This is a genomic window from Paenibacillus sp. FSL H7-0350 (genome assembly GCF_038593195.1).
Classification (GTDB): domain Bacteria; phylum Bacillota; class Bacilli; order Paenibacillales; family Paenibacillaceae; genus Paenibacillus_AQ.
The window spans coordinates 5,378,925-5,399,074 of the sequence record NZ_CP151972.1 but is presented as its reverse complement, the minus strand read 5'-3'; the positions used below and the strand labels follow the sequence as shown (position 1 = coordinate 5,399,074).

16 protein-coding genes are annotated in these 20,150 nt (G+C 53.9%); 2 read left to right on the top strand and 14 right to left on the bottom strand.

What is annotated here, in order from left to right:
* Positions 1 to 24: 24 nt before the first annotated feature.
* Complete coding sequence (locus NYE24_RS24565) at positions 25 to 942, bottom strand: AraC family transcriptional regulator (protein WP_036694630.1); 918 nt, start codon at positions 940 to 942, stop codon at positions 25 to 27.
* Positions 943 to 1,011: 69 nt separating this feature from the next.
* Here NYE24_RS24565 and NYE24_RS24560 point away from each other — a divergent pair, with 69 nt between their 5' ends.
* Both NYE24_RS24560 and NYE24_RS24555 read left to right on the top strand, forming a co-directional pair.
* On the top strand, positions 1,012 to 1,563 hold the full coding sequence (locus NYE24_RS24560; RefSeq protein ID WP_036694661.1) for a histidine phosphatase family protein: 552 nt from the start codon (positions 1,012 to 1,014) through the stop codon (positions 1,561 to 1,563).
* Positions 1,564 to 1,663: 100 nt separating this feature from the next.
* The gene (locus tag NYE24_RS24555; protein ID WP_076161570.1) at positions 1,664 to 2,194 is read left to right on the top strand and encodes a ClbS/DfsB family four-helix bundle protein; all 531 of its coding nucleotides are present in this window, start codon (positions 1,664 to 1,666) and stop codon (positions 2,192 to 2,194) included.
* A 54-nt stretch (positions 2,195 to 2,248) separates the two neighbouring features.
* On the opposite strand, the gene NYE24_RS24550 is transcribed toward NYE24_RS24555, so the two are convergent.
* From NYE24_RS24550 to NYE24_RS24490, 13 genes are all read right to left on the bottom strand, one after another.
* Positions 2,249 to 2,497, bottom strand: coding sequence for a hypothetical protein (locus NYE24_RS24550; protein ID WP_076161568.1), 249 nt, complete (start codon positions 2,495 to 2,497; stop codon positions 2,249 to 2,251).
* Entirely contained in the window at positions 2,487 to 4,052 is a 1,566-nt protein-coding gene (locus NYE24_RS24545) for a glycosyltransferase family 39 protein (protein ID WP_342476908.1), read from the bottom strand. The genes NYE24_RS24550 and NYE24_RS24545 overlap by 11 nt, the downstream gene beginning before the upstream one ends.
* Positions 4,053 to 4,380: 328 nt before the next feature.
* Positions 4,381 to 5,241 (bottom strand): SUMF1/EgtB/PvdO family nonheme iron enzyme, encoded by an 861-nt coding sequence (locus tag NYE24_RS24540; protein ID WP_342476907.1) that lies wholly within the window; start codon positions 5,239 to 5,241, stop codon positions 4,381 to 4,383.
* A 166-nt stretch (positions 5,242 to 5,407) separates the two neighbouring features.
* Positions 5,408 to 6,031 (bottom strand): glycoside hydrolase family 11 protein, encoded by a 624-nt coding sequence (locus tag NYE24_RS24535; RefSeq protein ID WP_036694640.1) that lies wholly within the window; start codon positions 6,029 to 6,031, stop codon positions 5,408 to 5,410.
* 559 nt (positions 6,032 to 6,590) lie between these two features.
* Complete coding sequence (locus NYE24_RS24530) at positions 6,591 to 7,631, bottom strand: NAD(P)-dependent alcohol dehydrogenase (protein WP_342476906.1); 1,041 nt, start codon at positions 7,629 to 7,631, stop codon at positions 6,591 to 6,593.
* A 252-nt stretch (positions 7,632 to 7,883) separates the two neighbouring features.
* The gene (locus tag NYE24_RS24525; protein ID WP_342476905.1) at positions 7,884 to 9,011 is read right to left on the bottom strand and encodes an ROK family transcriptional regulator; all 1,128 of its coding nucleotides are present in this window, start codon (positions 9,009 to 9,011) and stop codon (positions 7,884 to 7,886) included.
* A 169-nt stretch (positions 9,012 to 9,180) separates the two neighbouring features.
* The gene (locus tag NYE24_RS24520; RefSeq protein WP_342476904.1) at positions 9,181 to 9,609 is read right to left on the bottom strand and encodes a hypothetical protein; all 429 of its coding nucleotides are present in this window, start codon (positions 9,607 to 9,609) and stop codon (positions 9,181 to 9,183) included.
* A gap of 126 nt (positions 9,610 to 9,735) precedes the next feature.
* A complete protein-coding gene (locus NYE24_RS24515) occupies positions 9,736 to 13,098 on the bottom strand; it encodes a HEAT repeat domain-containing protein (protein ID WP_342476903.1) in 3,363 nt (1,120 codons plus the stop codon).
* A gap of 262 nt (positions 13,099 to 13,360) precedes the next feature.
* Complete coding sequence (gene yaaA, locus NYE24_RS24510) at positions 13,361 to 14,119, bottom strand: peroxide stress protein YaaA (protein WP_342476902.1); 759 nt, start codon at positions 14,117 to 14,119, stop codon at positions 13,361 to 13,363.
* 81 nt (positions 14,120 to 14,200) lie between these two features.
* Complete coding sequence (locus tag NYE24_RS24505; RefSeq protein WP_342476901.1) at positions 14,201 to 15,367, bottom strand: GyrI-like domain-containing protein; 1,167 nt, start codon at positions 15,365 to 15,367, stop codon at positions 14,201 to 14,203.
* A 58-nt stretch (positions 15,368 to 15,425) separates the two neighbouring features.
* The gene (locus NYE24_RS24500) at positions 15,426 to 16,697 is read right to left on the bottom strand and encodes an AraC family transcriptional regulator (RefSeq protein WP_342476900.1); all 1,272 of its coding nucleotides are present in this window, start codon (positions 16,695 to 16,697) and stop codon (positions 15,426 to 15,428) included.
* Between the two features lie 151 nt (positions 16,698 to 16,848).
* On the bottom strand, positions 16,849 to 19,029 hold the full coding sequence (gene gnpA / locus NYE24_RS24495; protein WP_342476899.1) for a 1,3-beta-galactosyl-N-acetylhexosamine phosphorylase: 2,181 nt from the start codon (positions 19,027 to 19,029) through the stop codon (positions 16,849 to 16,851).
* 12 nt (positions 19,030 to 19,041) lie between these two features.
* The gene (locus NYE24_RS24490) at positions 19,042 to 20,061 is read right to left on the bottom strand and encodes a glycoside hydrolase family 88 protein (protein WP_342476898.1); all 1,020 of its coding nucleotides are present in this window, start codon (positions 20,059 to 20,061) and stop codon (positions 19,042 to 19,044) included.
* Between the last annotated feature and the right edge of the window lie 89 nt (positions 20,062 to 20,150).

The following is a 20,150-nucleotide window of genomic DNA, read 5'->3' as shown; positions in this document are numbered from 1 at the left end:
CCGGGGCACTCCCTTCTCTGATCCTTAAGCGCTTGGCCTAATGGGGACGTACAGCTCAACCATGCACTTGCCCTGCGGGTCCTGCGCAGGATCATTCAGACAGAATTCAAGACATGGCCGGTCATCGGCTTCATAGCCGCTGCGGGGTAACCATACGCTGAACATCGTATCATACGCAAGGACAAATCTCTCTACCGTATCATAGTAGGAATACACCGCATACTGCCCGCCGGATAGAGTCTTGTATGCTACCTCCTCCCGATGGGCCTCCCGGTCGAATCCCTCCGGAAGTGTAACGCAAGCATCATAGCGGCATACAGACTCTTCCGTAAGTTCCCCGTCATCCAGTGAGATTCCGATGAACTGCTGATTCGCCGGATGCAGCCCCTTCTCAGTAGCCCAGCCGGTTAGCTTGTCCCATGCGTGATGCGTGTCCAGGTAACTACCAATATGCCTGACATAAGCGACTTCAACTTCTGCAATTACTCTAAGTTCCACCATACTGTCCCATGCCCTCCTTAACAGCGAATTACCTTCGGCTTTATTGTAATCCGCCAGGGCGGCCGGCTCTGCCTGCTTATTGCTGAGGAGTGACGGGAAATTGCTATGTTTCTGCCTGCTGTTCCTGACACTGCTGGGCGTACAGCCGAAATGCCGTTTGAAATGGACATTCAGAGCAGATACCGATTCAAAGCCACTTTCCCATGCAATCTCCAGAATGGTCAGGTCCGTCTTGGTCAGCAGCTCCCATGCCCGCTCGATACGCTTCCTGGTAACGAAGGCCATGGGCGTCATGCCCGTGAAGGCTGTAAATATTCTGCTGAAATGATATTTGGAGAAATGGGAGATCTCCGCCAGCTGATCCAGCCGCAGCGGCTGGCTGCTGTGATTTTCTATGTAGGCAATGACCTGCTTGATCCTCTCTCCATACTGCTCCTTCATCACTGAATCCCCCGTCCTCTTCGTGTTACAATACTGTACAAATATTAATAGATGAGGCGATAGTGAATGATTACCACTCTGTACTTCGTACGACATGCCCACTCTACTTATTCTACCGACGAATTGAATAGACCTTTATCCGAAGATGGACGGGCAGACGCACAGAGAGTTACCCGTCTACTACTTCATGAGAATATTAACATTCTGATCTCTAGTCCCTATAAACGGGCTATACAGACCATTGAGGGGCTGGAGAAACCGCTCAGGACTAGGATTGTAATTGAAGATGATTTTAAAGAAAGAATCTTGTCTTCAGAACCTGTACCGGACTTCGGGCAGGCTATCTCCAAGGTATGGGAGGACTTTTCCTTCGCCTGGCCGGGAGGAGAATCCAATCTGGTTGCCCAGAAGAGAGGCGTACAAGCACTCTATAAAGTATTACAGCAATATAAAGGAAATTCGATCGCTATCGGAACTCACGGTAATATGATGGTCCTGATCATGAATGCTCTGGATAAGCGTTATGATTATAGCTTCTGGAAGCAGTTAGAAATGCCAGACATCTATAAGCTAAGCTTCGTTGAGAACAAGCTTGTGAGTGTACAGCGTATTTGGCGCTAGCCCCCCCTTGGCCACACATATAGTTTCGATGCACCCGGTTAAACTTGACAGACTGCTGTCACGGCGCTGTGATATAACCAGGTAAAGGAGTGATTGTCTTATGGCAAGCTATGAATACTCGTCAAGGCAGGACTTGATGGACACGATCCATAATCTGTACCTGCTCTTGGATGCCGAGTATGACGGCATTAACAATACATATAAGGATACGCGAATGCCCGAGGTGGACAAAACCCCTGCCGAGATCATCGCTTATCAGCTGGGCTGGCTGGAGCTGGTGAGGAGCTGGGACCGGAGCGAGCTGGAAGGACAGACCTTCTCCATGCCCGCTGCGGATTACAAGTGGAATCAGCTCGGCGGGTTGTATCAGTCCTTCTACAGCAAATATGCGGAGTATTCCCTGTCTGAGTTGCGCGGGCTCTTCCGGCAATCAGAGCAGCAGTGGCTGGACTGGATCGGAACATTGACGGAGGATGAGCTGTTCATCCAAGGCGCGCGTAAGTGGACCGGAACCAAAGAGAACTGGCCGATGGCCCGGTGGATTCACATTAACTCTGCCGCTCCGTTCAAGACCTTTCGGGGGAAGATCCGGAAGTGGAAAAAGCATTGTACTGAAGGACTGGCAGAGTGAAATAGTGGCAATATGACAAAGTGGCATAGCAGCTTAGCGTCCACTGCTTCGCAATCATTGCGTGCTGTCTGCCCTCCCGTCTGGCCCTTGCATCCCCCTCCTGCCAGGGCCTTCACGGTTCATTCCCCTGCTCCCGTCCTTGAAGTTGGTGCCGCCGCCGTTCATGCCGGGGAAGCCGCCGGGCCGGGAATTGAAGTCTGCACTAGTAATATTTTGAGCCGTGACCGCTTCGCAGGAAGTGAGCAGCAGAGAACAGCTAAGCATACTAATGATTAAGGTGATGTAATATTTCTTAGTCCGCATGATTAGACCTCCTTGTCCCGCTAAGTAATACATACAAGTCTTGAACACCCAAGCAGGATAAGACAAGCAGCAGCGGATACACGGGATACAGATACCGGGACTTAATCTCCCAGAGCAGGTAGAACCCGATGAAGCCAAGAATCACCAGAAGGAGCGGGGTCTCCGCGAAGCGCTTAGCCCGCAGTCCCCGGATTAACCGGATCAGAATGAAGACGTACATCAGGAAATTCTGGACATATAAGGCCCACAGCAAGCCGCTCCGGTACATAGAAGCACCTTCAAACAGTCTGCTTGCAGCTGTGGAATAGCTGTAATGGCCCATTACCATGCCGCCCCTCCCGCCAACAGAGGAGGCTCCTTCATTTCCTATCCCGTAGCGCTCCATCTGATAGGTCCCTTCCGTCCAGGTCCAGACCAGCTTTTTATAATACATTCCTGCAAGCTCGGTTAAGGTCGCGCCGGAGAGCTTGCTGCGGATAGACGCCTTGAACAGTTCTACACTCTCCGCCTTATTATAGCCGGCCTCCTGTTGGTAGATATTATAGCTCTCCCGGTCATCCCAGAACCCGAGTGTCTCCAGATTAATCCCCATATTCAGCCACATGTACACTGGAGCAGAATTGCTGGACGGCGATTCGTCCACAATGCCTGTTGCTTGAAGCGCCGTATTCTGAATCCAGGCAGGGAGAACCCACAGCAGCAGCGTTACTCCAAGGGCAGCCATGACCTTTTTCACGCCAATCGCCCGCAGGTTCAGGAGCAGACCGAGGACAATGGCAATCAGGAAGATCATACCTATACTACGGAAGTAGTTGCCGAGTGTCAGCAGAACTGCCGCGAACAGTATATCCTTCATGGATCTTCTGCGGATGAACCTGACTGCGAAGTAGAGCGCGCTGGTGAGCAGAGCCGTGGCAATTCCATCATTATAGATGAAGTTGCTCATGAACAAAGCTGGAACATAGGTCGCAGCCACAATCAGAAGGCCATAGTCCTTCCTGCTTGATTTAGGATTCAGCTCTTGGCAAAGCAGGTAGATGACCAGCGTAGTGACGAGGGAGAAGAGGATATTGAAGCTTTTGATCACCAGATAATTGTCCGGGAACAGAAGCAGCAGCGTCTTCAGATACAGCACGAAGGAGAAATTGAACGGGAACATGTAGAGGTATCCGCCTGACTGAAAGGAGGAATAGTCCTTGTCATAGAGCATAGCCCAGGCCAGGGACAGCACCGTCTGTGAATCATCTGTAGGCATGCGGGTGAACAGAAAAATAATCACGAGCTGCAGGATACCAGACAACAGCAGAACGGCTGGAATAATCTTGGCCCGGCTATAGCCTTCAAGCTTCCGTGAGAGTCTGTACAGCACGAAGCCCAGTCCCAGAACAACTACGATCCATAGCAGGAAAATAAGCGGCTGCTGCCCTTCCAGCACCGCCCGGTCTCCATACACGGAATAATTATATTTTGCCCGGAAAAAGAAGGATGAAGCGATGAACAGCCCAATGAACAAGGCGAGGATGATCGTTACGATTTGCTGGATTCTTTTTACCATGATACCCTCCTGATCGGCAGCGTCCGGCGAATCTTTCGCATGTGCCTTAATCCATATACGGAGTATACATAGTGAATCTGAATGTTAGTTGAAAGGATGCTTCCTTATCACAAGTGGAAACGGCTTTGCCGTCCTTTTAAAGGACGGTACCGTTTCAGCGAGAAATAGAAGGATAAGTTATCGTGTGAAACATATAAATTCTTATATTTTTTAAAAAACCTCCGGGTCCTCTCCAGCCGCTGCATCCATAGATGCGCTCATGCCGGAAAATGTTCCCGAAGGCTTGCTGCTTAAACTATTCTGTTCCTGTTGAATACGTGCGGGTGAATCACTTGTCAGCAACAGCACGAACCACACGAAAGCCCTGGTCATTCCCCCGGCTGCTTGGGTCGAATTGGCCGCGGAAGGATACCTCCGTATTGTTCACTCCGCCGATCCAGCCACCGCCCTTCACGAGCCGGACCGAGCCGGTCTTGCTATTCGAATCCGCTTTCCCGTACCAGTTCCAGCACCATTCCCTTACGTTGCCTGACATATCGTACAGTCCCAGCTCATTGGGCTGCTTGAGGCCGGTATTTCTCGGCTGGCTATGGTTGTTCTCAATCGCAGGCCAGGTCCAGTCCCCAGTCAGGAATTGATCGCCGGAGTTCCTCCAGTACCAGGCTACCTCCTCCGGGTTGTCGCTTCCGCTATACGGATTGCTTGTGCTCATCTGGCCTCCGCCTGCTGCATATTCCCACTCGGCTTCTGTCGGCAGACGGTAACCGTCCGCCCCTTCATTTGCCGTTACATTCCATTTCATGAAATCCCGGTCACTTGTATTATTCGAATCAACCGTATTCTTGTCTATATTATAATAGAGGGCCAGGCCTTCCTTCACACTCCGCTCATTGCAGTACTCCACGGCATCATACCAGGTTACGCTCTCCACCGGCAGCTTGTCTCCTTGGAACCGCGAGGGGTTACTCTTCATCACTTCCAGCCATTCTTGCTGGGTGATCTCATATTTACCAATGTAGAAGTCCGGGAGGGTCATCTCTGTCCCGTAGTAATTGGATTTCGTATCTTTAAAAGTACCGCCTTCTATCCGCACTAAACGCTCATCCGCGGCAGGCTTCTCCTGCGCGCAGGCACTGGCTATAACCGCGATTGCCATACACAGAATCAGAATCATTAATGGTTTTCTCATGAATACCTCTCCTTTGAGCAGATGGGCAAGGTACAGGACCTAAGCACAGATCGGTGCATGAAAATGATAAGGCCGGCAGCTTGTCCACCCGGCCGGCCTTAGCCTGTCAACGGTTAGCTGAACTTACGGCACTGCCGGAACGGCAAGGCGCCTGTCAGCTTGTCCATTACCACACGGTTACGTTGGAGCTGCCGCTGCTCTGGTATCCTTCAGTAGCCAGTACCTGATATGACCAGCTGCTTCCCAGATACATTGATTTGCTCTGCCAGGCATTCACGTGGTTGCTGAATGTAATCTGGACATTGCTGCCGATTGGCCGTTTAGATTGTCTTACACTCCAGTACTGCGGGAACGTAGCATTTCCGTCAATAGAAGGAGCGTCGTAACGCATGGTACGATAGATATCATAAGTGCCGCCATCACTGTTCACCGTGCCTTTGTAATCGCCGGTTGGTCTGTAAGTTCCCCAGTTGTCTACCACGTAATATTCAATAAGGGAATTCCGGGTCCATCCGTATAAGGTCAGGTAGCCGTTGCCGGAAGGCGCGAAAACCCCTGCATTATAATTTACAACCCGGTTCGGTGATCCGTAAGTCCAGCCTTTACCCACTACGAAGTTCCCGGTATTGTACCAGTTCACACTATAATTCCCGCCACTTCCGTTCACCGCATTCACGGTTCCGCCGCCATCGGTCCAGTTCTGCCAATAATCTGTTGCGCCTGCAGTAGCTGCGAACGCGCTGAAGCTCAGTGCCGCTGTCATTAATACCGTAAGAAGTTTCTTTTTCATTGTCAATTAATACCTCCCGATTATAATGTGTTTGCTTGCAGCTTGCTTCCCCCAACAGAATAATAACTTATCCTGATGGTTATCCCATATATTTACTTGTCCTCCTTTCGAGAAAATTATATCTAGTAAGCGTTTACATTACTCTCCGCAAACTAAAGATTAACCCCCAATTTTTATTGATATTATGAAATTATTGGGATGAATCGACGAGAATTTCACTCTCGCCGGAAGATAGGGGCGGAAATTGGGGGAATTTCGGCAGCGGCGGACTACCATTTACTCCTTCAGGATGGGTTGGCTGGAATCAGGTGCACTAATGCTCTTCGTAACCTAAGAGGGGCCTATCAGTTCATCCTCCGGCTCACCTTCAGCCCACTAAGGGAATTGGTCCCTTTCTTCCACCTCACCCCGTCTTCAGAGCCGACCAACGCCAAAAAGCCGCCCCAAACGGGGCAGCTCTGCGCTATTCTGCCATACTCACTTGTCACTATTCATCCATAGCTAATCTATTAACTTTTTCTATTCACCATCTAGCTATTCCCCATCAACTTTAGTCCCTCTAGCCCATCTTGATAACCGCCTTAACCACATCCTCCTTATTATTAATCACGTAATCGAACGCTTGCTGCGTCTCCTCAAAGTTGAATTCGTTGGTGACGATCCCCTTGACGTCGATCTTGCCGTCCGCGATGGCTCCGATGGCTGCCGGATACAGGTTGCGGTACCGGAAGACCGACTTGATGCCGGCTTCCTTGAACATAATCTGCATGAAGTCGAAGTCAATAATATCCTTGGCGGCCAGGCCAACCAGGACGATGGTTCCGCCTCTTTTGACCAGATATGGCGTCTGCTTCACCGTATGTTCACTGCCTGCCGTCTCAATCACCTTATCCACGCCCGCGCCATCGGTCCAAGCCGCAATGGTCTCCAGCACATTCTCCTGCTTGGCATGGATGACCCGCGTAGCTCCCAGCTTCATCGCCGCTTCCAGCCGCTTCCCGATAATGTCCACCACCACAATCTCCGTAGCCCCGTAAGCCTTGCAGGCTAGTAGTGTAACCAGTCCTATACAGCCAGCTCCAAGAATCACAACACGGTCCCCCAGCTTAACGCCGCCCTGCGCCGCAGCATGGAGTCCTACCGCCAGCGGCTCGACCAGTGCGCCCTCCTCCGAAGACACATTATCCGGCAGCTTGAAGGCCATATTCTCGGGGTAAGCGATATAGTCCATCAGACAGCCATGGTACGGCGGCGTAGCTAGGAACTGTACATCCGGGCAGAGATTGTACTTGCCACTCTTGCAGAACTCACACTGGCCACAAGTCACACCAGGCTCCAGCGCCACCCGGTCCCCCACCTTCAGATGCTTCACGCCAGGGCCAAGCTCCACCACTTCCCCGGCGCATTCATGCCCCAGAATGAAATCTCCGTCCACCACGAAATCACCGATCCGGCCATGCTCCAGGTAATGTACATCCGATCCGCAGATGCCGACAACCTCCAGCTTCACAATGACCTCGCCCTCCCGGACTGCGGGCATATCGATGTCCTTCATTGCCATTTGCTTCAGATCTGTCATATAAAAAGCTCTGTTCTTCATCCATTTCTCCTCCTCAGGAACATTAGCATACTCTTTAACAAACTCCTGTTACTTCAAGGATTTTGCCTTCCTTCTTCAACCATTCAATAATAATATACTTTTATAAAACCATTTAAATAAGATTATAAACGGAATTGGGGTGAAGTCAACAAAAACTCCCCCAGAGAAGGACAAGGCTGCGATTGCAGCAACGTCCCTCTTCCGGAGGAGCGGGGAAAGCAGATATTGTATTAGGGTAAAATCAACCCGGATCTAGATTCTGTCGATAAATTCAGTCACCAGCTCCAGGGCAGCGCCCACAGCGGTGGCCTCCAGCTTATATTTGCAGACCCGCAGGTAGGAGCCATCCTGCTCGAAGGTGTTCTTGCGGGCTGCCAGCGCCTGAAGCTCATCAATGTATTCCTCCATGTGAGCCCCGGCGTAGCCGCCGAGAATCACATCGCAATCGTACAGCATCCGCAGGTTATTCACTGTAAGCACCAGATAGCCCAGATATTCCTGCCAGATAGCCCGCTGCTCCTCCTTGCCCTCTCCCAGCAGCCGGAAGAATTCCGCGATGCTCCCCCCCGTGCTGTCCGATAGAATCCTCGCTGAGCAATAGGCATCTACACAGCCCTTCTGTCCGCAGTAACATGTACGCCCTTCAGGCACAATCGTCATATGCCCGAACTCTCCGCTACGGTGGTTCTGGCCTGCATAGATCTGGTTACCGGCTATAATGGCACCACCCACACTATTGTTAAGGGACAGATAGACCACATTGTGTATGTCCTGCTCTCCCCACAGTTCAGTGAGTCCCGCCGCATTCGCATCATTGCTCAGGACGCAGGGATAAGGGATGTATTCGGCGAACCGCCGGACACTGCCTCCCTTGAAATCTATGACTGTAGCATAGCTTACCGTCTGCCGGTCCCCGGATAGAATCGCAGGCAGCGCAATGCCTACTCCCAGAATCCGGCTGCGGTCCAGCTGACATTCCTCTACGAACTCCTCCACCAGCTTGCCTACCCCATGGAAGTAGGTCTCCTCATTTGCAAACGGATAATGATTCCTGACATTCTTAATGATTCTGCCGCTCAAGTCAATGACGACAATCCCCACATGATTCAGGGTAATATCCAGTCCGACGGCATATCCCGCCACACTGTTACAGGCCATCGACTTGGCCTTACGCCCCCCGGTGGATTCATACAGCCCGGTCTCCTCAATCAGCCCGCGTTCCTGCAGTTCCTTGAGATTCAGTGTCACGGTTGGAAGACTTAGACCCAGCGCCTGTGCAATCTCCTGAATGGAAGTGGATTCACGGTGATACAGGTACCGGTAAATGGCATTCCGGTTCATCTTTTTAACTTCCATACTGTTCAAGCGATGTGTCGCCATTCGAGTCCCCCTCACTTTTACAAATGTGCTTTATAATTTTATACATATAATATGCAATCACACCCGTTATAGCAATCATTAGCCGCTTTAGTTGTGAATAATTTCACGTAAGTGGTTTTATTGTATCAAGAATTGGAAGGCCCGTCATTAATCTTTTGGGTCGATGGCCTTAATCGGTCCCTCTTGTCGCACTCATTCGCATGTTAACGCCAAGAATGACGAGCCAACCGGAGAACAGCAACTGGGAGATCAGGATCATTCCCTCACCAAGTAACCATGGATAGGAGCCGATTAGATCAAACACCCCGGTCAGAAGCCCGAGGGCTGCCGTGAATTGTCCCAGTCCGCTCTTCCAAATCACAAGGCTCAGCAGAATCGTTGCGATTCCAACAACTAATGCGACACAATGCACGCCCCCGTAATAGAAGCTGATGATCAGCCTGTAGCTCTCCGGCGTAAGCTCAATCCCATATACCGGATAGACCAGCCTCCCCAGAATAATAACCAACACGATATAGACAGGAACGCTAACCGCCAGCAGGCCGGAACAAATAAACGCCATTCCGCCAAACCGGATCAGCCGCTGACGGGTCATCATATCGCTTCATCTCGATTCTTATTTATTCTTAATGCTGCCGGATTCTATGAACATTTAGGCTTCCGGGTCTATGGCCGCTCCGAACAGGATGAGCAAGGCAAGCCTTGGCCCATCCTGCATATACGGTTATAGCATGAACAGCCGTGACTCTCTCGCCGTCCAAATATTCAGCGCCTGTGTGCGGACTGCGGGATTCGCATGATTCCTGTACTCCCGCAGACGCTCTGACGGTTCCGGGCTCCAGCGCAGTGCGCTTCCCGCCGCTTCCAGCAACGACAGTCCGAGATACGGAGCCTCGTAAGACGGTTCTGCCCGCAGAACATCCACAATCTCAAGCAATGTCTCCGGTATCCAGAATCCGGCGCTGTTCTCCAGGCTGGCGGCAAGCCCGCGGTACAACTCGCTCAAGAGCTGAGGCTGACGGGTCACCTCCCGTGCGATCCGCTTCACATACCCGGACGCCTCCTCTGCGCGACTCCAATCGATCACTGCGATATATAAGGTCAAGACAAGCTCATATAAAGTCTCGTCGGCGGCCAGTGTGCCGGCCAGCTCCAGGTACAACGGGTTAAGCTGTATGCTTGTACTCTTAGGCAGACCGGTTAACTGCTTGATGAGCACCTGCAGGCGCTGCCGGTGCGGCAGGTCTCTATCCGCCGCTGCATTCCATTCCTGCGTCACGGGCGTTGCCGCCAGCTCCCGGCAGATATCGGCTACAACCGCGTTCACTTTGCCGTCCCGGGCGGCTTCAATCAATGTCATCATCGCGAACTCCCAGCTGGAGCTGTCCTTCAGACCCGCAACCGCCTGAGCCGCAGCCGCCGCAACGGTGTCTTCATAACCGCTTGTCCACCACTTCATGGAAATATAAGCCTGGCTGATGACGGATACATCCGGGTGAGCGGCAATGGCTATGATTAAGTCCAGATAGCGCGGTCTGTAAGCAAGCGGAAGCCCAGCAGGCTGCTGGGACAACAAGCTTACTGCGATATCACGCTCTGGAGAAGCAGCGATGGTACGCAGCACCTCCCAGCTCCGTTCATCATCCAGCAGCCCTCTGGCAGCATGCCCTATAGCAATCACCACATCCTTATGCACAGCAGGCTTCGCGAATTCATTCAACAGCAGCGGAAGACTGTCCTCACTTCTATACGCACCAAGCAGGCGGATGGCTTCCTTGCGGACGGTGATCTTCAGCTTCTCCCTGCTCAGCAGAGCCTTCAGTGCCTGAGACAGCCGCTGCGGACTGACCCGGCGGATACACCTTGGGATGGAGTACATCGCTACACGGGCCCGGTCGCTATCCAGATGCTCCAGCAGCACCGGCAGGGATTTCTCCGGCTCCTCCAGCAGGGACAAGGCATGAAGCGCTGCCTCCACTACCGCCACCTCTTTGTCCTGTACCAGTTCATACAGCCGCTCCGGGTTCCCATCCGGCATACTGGCCATGATTCTAATCGCTCTCGAGCGCTCAAACAAGCTGTACTTGGAACCCGTTGCGACTGTGCTTAACAGAGCACCGTACGCCTCCTGCTGGCGCGGCAGCCAGCGGTAGAATCCGTCCGCAGCCGGAACGGGATAGACCGTTTTGCCCGAGAGGAACTTGCCCTTGATCGCAGCGCCCGAAATATAAGGGTCCAGCCATTCCTGGCGCTTCAGATGCAGATGCAAGAACACCTCGTGGATGGTGATATACGTTGGATCTGCATCCAGCAGCTCCTTCACCCGTTCATCGCGCGTCTGCAGCGGCTCCAGCCAGAGACGGGTTGCCCGGATAGCGGTTCCCTCGGTTTTGGCCCGGGTGGCTTCCCGTAAAAGCTGCTGTAGCTTGAAGATCCCGTACCCCCTTTTACCAAAAGAAGTTGCCAGGCTCAGCACCAGGTTGTAATCCTCCCGCTTGCCCGCCTGCGCAGCGTAGGAATAGATGCCGTCAAAGATGATCTCTTCCACGCCCCGCGGCATGTTCTTCGCAAGGGACGGCAGGGAGAGCTGCCCGTCCTGCTTCGCCAGCTTCTGGAGCGTGTTCAGCGCGAACTTGAACAGCTCCCCGCCCGTCTCCGCCGCCTGATGGCGCAGAATCGAGAAGGCCAATTGCTGCACAGAGTACCTCGTACCATAGGAGGTGTCTCTGGCATCAATCACACTGTCTACCAGCACAGTAAGCGCAGGGACATGGGCAGCCTCGTACACAGACGCCGGACTCTCCGACAGCTCCTTGAACACCGCCGCCCGGACAGGGTCCTGATCATTACGGATGCGGCCTAAGGTCAGTAGTGTAGCATCCATTCCCTGCCTTGCCAGAACGGTGCTGCGGACCAGCTGCATCAGCGCCGTAGCGCGTTCATCTGCATTCGATACCCGGGTGGCCTGCTCCAGCTGCTCTCTGACCTGAAGAATCGGGCGGGCGGCTGTGATGCGCAGGGTGTTCTCCCGGCTCTCCCTGATCTCACGCAGGCCCAGCATCCGGGCAGCCTCCCGGTCACGCAGCGCATGCGGCAATACATACAGCAGCCCCTCCGGATAAACCCGCTCCCGGCGCTTCTCCTCCTCATACGCAGCATCGAAAATCTCCTGGCGCTTAGAAGGCGCAAGATGCTCCAGAAGCCGCGCCACATGGTAGGGCTCGTCCGCCAGCAGCTTGGCAAGCTGCGACAATTGATCCATGGAGAGGAGCTTCGCCCGCTTGAGCACAGCTTCAGGCACACCATAAGTCATAAGCTCACCACGCGTCTGCGTCCGGATCAGCAGCTCATACACCGCGCCTGGTCTCAGGCGCATCAGTGTGCCAAGATTCGCCTTAAGCGGAGGCGGCAGCATGTCTGCCGGCCCATGGTTCACCGCATAAGCCAGCACCAGGTCAGGCTTGTGACTACTCAGATGCTCCATCGCGGAGGAGAACTGCGACCAGACCAGCCCCTTAGCCCTTAGCGGGGCCGCTTCCAGCTCGCTGGTGAAATACTCCGCGACCACCTCCAGATGGCGGCTGGACAGCTTTTTCCAATCCTTAATGGCGTACCCCAGCTCAGCCAGCCGCGCGCAGACGGTAGCCGCAGAGCAAGCCTGCAGCACAATCGCTGCCTCCTCCGGGCCCCACCGGGCCTGTACCACTGGCAATAGCCGCTCCGCCAGCTCCTGGCGGTTCATCAGGGCTACCGTGCGCAGTAGCTTGCGGCGGCAATCCTGTGACAGCTGCGGAAGCTCGTGTTCAATCTCTTCGGCTGAAGCGGCCTTGGGCAGCAGGCCCGCAGCCATTTTCCTGATACCCGCCATAGGATGATATAGCGCAGATCGGATCATAGAACCATCCAGCGTAGCGATCGCCCCCATCAGGGCCAGCCGCGCTTCATAAACCCCGCCCCCAAGTAAGGAGGTAAGTAGCTGTGAGTATTCCGGGGACCCCAGGTGATCACGGCCTAGTCGTGTGATTGTTTTGATTCTATCAGAATACCCCAGGGCATCCAGCTCCCCCAGTAAGCGCTCTTTATTCAATGGGTCTCGTCTCCCAGTCATAAGTCCTCCTCTTGAATCTGTTCTGAGTTCTTCCTTATTTTACAAAAAGTAAGCTTTCACCCGCAACAAGTGGAAACGGCTTTGCCGTCCTTTTGAAGGACGGTAACGTTTCAGCGAGAAATATGAGGATAAGTTATTGAATGAAACATATAAATTCTAATATTTCAAACAAAAGGGTAACCCCGAATCCGGTGCTTCCACCATCTTCAAGATTACCCTCTATACTGCTCAATCTATCAGCCTATTCTTTGTCTTGCTTGGCTTGAACGAACACATACGTGTTCTCATCCGACAAGGCCGCTTCATACCGGAAGTCAAATCCGCTGAAGCCCTCAATCTCCTCGACGCTGGTAATCTGCTGCTCCGCCATGAACCGGACCATCTCGCCCCGGGCCATCTTAACCAGTGTCGCCCGCTCCACCACCTTGCCGCCGATGTTCTGCCCGAATACACAGCTTACCATCCGGACATCACTGCTGAGGTAGGGAGAGACGCACCTGCTGTATTCCTTGGAGGCCAGATTCACAATCGTGTCAGTCTCTGCGAACAGCTGGTCCGCTAATCTTCTGTTCCAGAACTCATAGAGGGTACTGAAGCCCCGCCCACCCAGCTTGGCCTGCATCTCCAGCCTGTAAGGGACCACCCCGTCGAACGGCTGGACGATCCCATAGAATCCTGATAGTATCCGCAAATGCTGCTGCAGATAGTCCAGCTCCTCCGTCTGAAAAATCCCCGGCGCCATGTACTGGTACTGGATGCCCTCATAGGCGAAGATCGCCGGGGTCAGATTCCGGGTCAGGTCCATCTCTTCAATCCGCTGCATATTCAGCGCAGCAATAGCGTCATTGCATTTCCACAGCGCCTTGGCTTCTGCGTAACTCAACTTACGAAGCAGGGCCAGGAGCGTCTGTGACTCGTTTAAGAACTGCGGAGCCTGGCGGGATTCCAGAAAATCCGTGTCCGTTTTCATCTTTTTGGCAGGTGAAATGATGATTCTCATGATACGCTCTTTTCTACCCCTACGGGAAAATAAATGTACCTCTATACTATCATATTATCCCCGCGCCGGCCCCCGGCCAAGCTATTCAGCAGCAAGCGGTACGAAGACAGAGGCGCAGTTCGCCTGGCGGAACCGGGCAATCACATGCCTGCTCCAGTCACGCGTATACTCAGGGTGGGCGCTCAGGTACAGCTCCTCCAGATGATTGAATGCGGCATCATACGGGATGCCCGGATGATCACCGTTCACCTCAAGCTGGGTAATATGCAGATAGATGCCCCCGGGCACCGTCATCTTCTCCACACTGTCAGGAAGGCCATCGAAGCTGCTGACCCTTGTGCCGAAGCAGGAATTCACCCTCCCCTCCTCCCCGCTGTTCACCGGGAATCCGTAATAGTCATGCAAGTAATAACGGGCTGCCCCGGTGGCGAATACCTGATCCTGCACGCCGAAATATTTGGTGATCACAAACTCCTCATCCTCCGGCAGCGTCATGCTGCAGGCAATCTTCATCTCCGGCAGCGTTACCGGCTTGAAGCGCAGGGAGCCGAACTGTTCGGCCGTATTCCCCGGCAGAATCACCGGCTCGTATTTGGTAAGAATCTCACCGGACGGGTCATATGTATTGAAGCTGAGGCCGGCGGGATTATAGACATAGCTTGTATCGTTGCGGAATTCACCCACGAAATATTCATCGGCGTGCATCCGTTCCTCGTAGCCGGTCCGCCCGGCGCTCTTCGATTCATTGATCAGAACCTTGGCATACCGGCAAGCGGGTACGTTCAGCGTCTCCGTATACTCCGGCAAATGCGCTGGCAGCCCCTCGAAGCTGCTTACCTCCATGCCCACAATCACTTTGTAGTTGCCATCGCCCTGAACCCCGGTGCGTACTGTGACGATCTCCCGGCCCTTAATCTGGTGCTCTATCAGACTGGAGAGCAGTGCAATCTCTCCTTCTGCCGCCAGCTTTTTCGTATAAAAATAATCATTAATCGTACCGCCCGCCTGCCCGGAATCATAATACCCGCCATAACCCCGGCTCTCATACGATATCGGCAGCGCAATCCCCACAACCTTCATTTCCGGCCTGTCCACAATGCTGCACAGCTCCGTAACCTGCTCTACATGAACCTCACTTAACATCTCCATCTGCTTCAGCTCCTCCACCATTCTCAGGATTACCGGCTTCACACGTGGACTATAGCCTTCAGCTGCTTGCTGCGGCAGTGCTTGCTTGCTCAGATTCATAGGTCAGCTCCTCTCCTGGTTAAGCTCAAGTATAGTAGCTCACGGTTCGTAAATATTATCACTTCTTAACATCTTTCAGCTTCATCCACACGCTCATCGTTATGGCATCCGGGCGGCCCGGGGCTACTGTCTCATAGGTGGTAAAAGGAAACGTCCCCTCCCTGCTACACCCGCTCTCCTCTACCCAGCTCTCCAAAAGCGCGATAAACATTCCCCGGTCTCCATAGCTGCTGCTCTCAAGCACCGCATACCTGCCTTCGGGAGCCTGCAGAATCTGAAGGCCGCTATCTCCGGCGAGCGCTATCGCTTGCCCCCGCTCCAGCCGCACTCCGCAGGTACAGCGCCCGCCGTGCTGGATGACGCAGAACATGCTGGCCGTTCTTAGCACTTCAGGATGATGCCTTGAGCAATAGTTCATCACGGCTGCCGCTGCCTCCTCTTCCGCCTGCTCCCCTTCCCTGGACGCAGCCAGAAATTCAAGACCTTCACTGAAGCTCACACTGATCTTGTCATAATCCGTCCGCTTCCTCACCGGCACATACAGAATAAGCCTCTTCACCTCGCTGCCCTTGCGGATATACTCTTCCCCGTAGCGCTCCTCATCCTGCTCGAACATGCTGGTCCTCAGCAACTTCAGATACAGATAGTCCCAGGCCAGTCCGATCTCAGCCTCATCGCTTCGGACTGCCAGCTTGGCACAGGTTAAGCTGCGTTCCGGGACAACCTCCAGCTCCCGGAAGATACTTCCGGTTAAGCTGTGCAGCAGGGCTGGGCCATACTCCACCGCAAGCTCATAACAGAACAAGCCGCCCTGCGGCTGCCCGTCTCGCCCGAAGAGTCTGCCCTGGTAGGCGGGGAGAAGAGCGTATAACGCTTCCAGCGCTTGCTGTTCAATGCCGCCGTGTCTGGTTGAATAGAATTTCATATGTATGGTTGCAGGAAGGATCTCTGTGCTGACGGTTACCTGCCGGACGGCTTCACTGTCGAATCTGGGGAAGAAATAGCAGGCGGTACTTTTTTGATAGGCTAGCGGGGTTAAGCTTGTGGCTGATTTCACATACTTGCATAAGGCTTGCTGGGAGCTGTAGCCGCAGGCGTATGCAATCTCGGCAAGCGGACGCTGTGAGCTTCGGATCATCCCGAGCGCCACCGAGAGCCTGCGCTTGCGGATGTACTCTTTGACCGAGTGTCCGGTGTAGGTATAGAAGCCACGGTACAGCTGCATCAGCGAGGTGAATCCTGCCTGCGCAGCTTGTTCAAGCGGAATCTCCTCATGCAGATGCTCCTCGATGAAGGCGATGGATTGTCTGAAGCGGTCGGACCCTGGCATAGGCATTCCTCCGGGAAGTACAGCATGCATTTCCACATAAGCCGTAGCGGCTACGGTTGCAAAAAAAAGTCCCGCCTTGGTACGCATTATGAAGAGGCGTGGCGGGATCGGTTACCATAATACATGCTTAACTCTAAAGGTTCAACGGATCTTAGATATTCGATTCCCCAATCACCCGAATCACCGTATCAAAAGCTTCCAGCTCCACAACCTGCGGACCGTAGTCCGTCTCGATGGTGGTAAGCTGCGGCTGACCGCTATTGTTAATCACAACCAGGCGTTTGCTCTGCGGATAGTACGCGCACTCGGTGTAGAGATTATCCGGGAGGTAGAGGTTCTCCTCCAGCTCATTGCCGGCATAGCGGATCAGATTCAGCAGCAGGCGGGTATTCTCCCAGCTGAAGGCCAAGGACGGCAGGTAGATGCCCTTCCCTCTCCCGAAGCTATTCACAGTCAGGGCCAGCTTGCCCTCTGCCTCACGGACCACCACAGCAGCACCGTCGGTCAGATAGACCCCGTTCTTCGGCGTGAGACTGACACCATCCGGCACCAGTCCCTGCACCGGCTGAACCCCATAAGCCCATTTGCCATGCGCCACCCGTGCGCCGTTATCCTCATCCACCCCGAGAACATGCGCCATCCGGAAGTAGTGATCGTAGCCGTCCACGGCGGAAGGCTGATTCACCCCGATCAACGCACCGCCCTTATACACCCACTCTGTCAAGGCATCCACCGCCTGACTGTCCTTCCAGTGGTCCCCGCCGCTCCACGCTGAACCGGCGCTGCCTGCATTGATCACCACATCCACATCCTGCAAAACGCCCTGGCGGACATCCCCGAAGTCGATGAACCGTACCTCCACCGGCAAGCCGGATAAGGCCTCATTGATATGAATCAGATCATGCATATACGTCTCATGGAAGTGGCCGGAGAGGGTCCACGACCGCAACTTGCCCCACGAGTGCAGAACAGCTACCTTAGTCTTGATGTGATAAGGCTGCCCCTGCCGGTGCAGCTCCTTGATCTCCCTGAATTCATCCGCAATCTTCTCAATGTACGCACAGAAATCCGGGTAAGGCTCGACCAGATGCAGATAGCCGCCCAGGCCAATCCGGTCGATCGGCTCACGCAGGAGGGCACGCCGGATGTTAATCCAGTATTGCTTCGCATCGAGTGTGGGATTGCCTCCCTCCATGAAGGTAGGTGCGCCGCCCAGGCCAACCGGGAACAGATACGGATGCAGCCGGATCTCATGCGTCTCCACCTTCACCCCTGAGCAGAGTCTGGCTTCATAGCCCGAGAACACGCATTTGATCATCCCGTCGAAGCCGAACTCCCCGAAGCGGTCATTGTAGGGCTCTGCGCCCACCCAGCTGTCATCATAGAAGACATACGCCAGCTTGCCGTGCTTATGGACAATGTCAATTAACTGCTTGCCGAACCCGATGACGAAATCGTTGATAAAAGCCATATAGTCAAGCTTACGCTGCTCCGCCGGAATATGGCTGACACGGTATTTTCCGCCGTTCACGAAATCCTCTGCGCACAGCGAATAGCCGTATTGCTCCGCGAACAGATCCAGGCCCCGCGCGCTCACCGTGAAATCGTAGGACCCCCAGTCCGAGAACAGATGGCGGTTCTGCCCGCTGCGGCCCCAGATCCAGGCGAAATTGTAGAACAGGGAGGTGAAGCGGACCACTGTCGTCGCCTGATGCTCCCCGCACCAGTCCTCCATCCAGTCCAGCAGGTACTGCCGGGTCTCCTTATACATCGGATCAATCTGCATCAGATGCTCTTTATCCCAGTGATTCGTCGTGTGGTTGTACATGGAGATCTCTTCCCAGATCCGGTAGGCCATGAAGCTGACCGTATATTTATGCCAAGGCGTTATACCGGTTAGCACCACATTGCCGGACTCCCGGTCGTAATTCCACTGCTCCCCCGGCACCTCCTTCCCGGTTGTCCGGTCGTACACCTGCCAGTACTTGAACGCCTCACGCGAATCATTCACCCTGAATTGCTCTGCGAAGAAATCCTCCAGCAGGTAGATGGATAGGTAATCCTGCACAGCCACCTTCGGACTTGTAATCAGGAAGGTCTGCTGCAGCTTGTCCGGGTTCCTCGCCGCCCAGCCGTTATGGTCGCGGATGATGCACAGGGTCGAATAGATGCCGTAGCCGGCATTGATAATCTCTTCCGACAATTGCGTGCCGTCACTGTCACGAATGACATCGGCCCCCCAGCGTTCGGCAAGCTTCAAGGTCAGTGCTTCATAACCGGCTTCCCCCGGCAGGGTAAAAGCTCCTGTGGAGCCTGTAGATAGTGTCCGCAACGTAAATTCCTCCTATTTGAGCAGATCCGACAGGAACGCAAGCGCGAGGCCCTGGCCCCAGCCCTGAGTCCAGTCCTTGGGAATATGGCGGTACCCTTCACGGTCCTTCATGACGGCGGTGCCGCCCGATACGTTCAATACGCGTCCGTCTTCCGTGATGTTCTCCAGAATGCCTTTCAGGGCCTTTTGCACATATTTGGTATGCAGCGGATTGCCGTTATTCACCATGGCCGCCGCGATCCCGCAGGATGCCGACACCTCTTCATAGGACTCCTCATCGTCCAGCAGCGTGCGCCACAGGCCGTTCTCCGTCTGCACCAGCTTCAGCGCCGCCAGCTGATCCCGGAGCGAGCATTCCACATCCATGCACTGCGGGTACAGGTACCACTCCTTAAGCAGCGGCTTCACCTGCGACATTGTATAGGCTCCCCAGGCGTTCGCCCTGCCCCAGTACAAGCCGGACATATGATCCTGCTTCACATGGTTATAGCCATGGAACCAGAGGCCGGTGCTTGGGTCCTGCAAGTATTTGATGTGCCAGTAATACTGGTTAAGCGCATCCTGGATCAGCTCCTGATCCTCCAGCTTGCTGCCCACACGCAGCAGGAAGAACGCCGCCATGAACAGCGTATCCGCCCAGGCCTGCTCCGGGAAGTCATTGGATACCGAGACCGTATGCTGCAGCACCTGATCCCCGAACCGCAGCGCCGTCCCCCGGATATAGCCGATTTTACTCAACACAATATCCCAGTACTTCTGGTCCCCGGTCTCTTCGTACAACGTGATCAGCATATGGCCCATTGCACAGGTGTTGACCGTAAAGGCGGGCAGCCCCAGCTCAATATATTCATCTACCCACTTCACCAGCTGGTCCAGGTAGTCCTGGTTCCCCGTGGTCTGGTAGGCCCTGGACACCCCGTAATAGGCAACGCCGCAAGGCCACTCCCACGTTAAATCCATCGCCAGCGTCTTCCTTGCCACTTTATCGATTACACTTAAGATTTCTTCCCGGTTATATGTAACTTGAAGCATGTGTATTCCCCTCTCCTGTTCCCTGCGTCTCTTAAGGCAGCTATCATCCGTCCATCCGTTTGCAAGCGCTTTACAGAATCTATTGTAAG

Excerpts from the sequence above, each read along its gene's own strand:
- NYE24_RS24565 (WP_036694630.1), bottom strand. The coding sequence starts at position 942 with ATGAAGGAGCAGTATGGAGAGAGGATCAAGCAGGTCATTGCCTACATA.
- NYE24_RS24555 (WP_076161570.1), top strand. The coding sequence starts at position 1,664 with ATGGCAAGCTATGAATACTCGTCAAGGCAGGACTTGATGGACACGATC.
- NYE24_RS24550 (WP_076161568.1), bottom strand. The coding sequence starts at position 2,497 with ATGCGGACTAAGAAATATTACATCACCTTAATCATTAGTATGCTTAGC.
- NYE24_RS24545 (WP_342476908.1), bottom strand. The coding sequence starts at position 4,052 with ATGGTAAAAAGAATCCAGCAAATCGTAACGATCATCCTCGCCTTGTTC.
- NYE24_RS24540 (WP_342476907.1), bottom strand. The coding sequence starts at position 5,241 with ATGAGAAAACCATTAATGATTCTGATTCTGTGTATGGCAATCGCGGTT.
- NYE24_RS24535 (WP_036694640.1), bottom strand. The coding sequence starts at position 6,031 with ATGAAAAAGAAACTTCTTACGGTATTAATGACAGCGGCACTGAGCTTC.
- NYE24_RS24530 (WP_342476906.1), bottom strand. The coding sequence starts at position 7,631 with ATGAAGAACAGAGCTTTTTATATGACAGATCTGAAGCAAATGGCAATG.
- NYE24_RS24525 (WP_342476905.1), bottom strand. The coding sequence starts at position 9,011 with ATGGCGACACATCGCTTGAACAGTATGGAAGTTAAAAAGATGAACCGG.
- NYE24_RS24520 (WP_342476904.1), bottom strand. The coding sequence starts at position 9,609 with ATGATGACCCGTCAGCGGCTGATCCGGTTTGGCGGAATGGCGTTTATT.
- yaaA (WP_342476902.1), bottom strand. The coding sequence starts at position 14,119 with ATGAGAATCATCATTTCACCTGCCAAAAAGATGAAAACGGACACGGAT.
- NYE24_RS24505 (WP_342476901.1), bottom strand. The coding sequence starts at position 15,367 with ATGAATCTGAGCAAGCAAGCACTGCCGCAGCAAGCAGCTGAAGGCTAT.
- NYE24_RS24500 (WP_342476900.1), bottom strand. The coding sequence starts at position 16,697 with ATGCCAGGGTCCGACCGCTTCAGACAATCCATCGCCTTCATCGAGGAG.
- NYE24_RS24490 (WP_342476898.1), bottom strand. The coding sequence starts at position 20,061 with ATGCTTCAAGTTACATATAACCGGGAAGAAATCTTAAGTGTAATCGAT.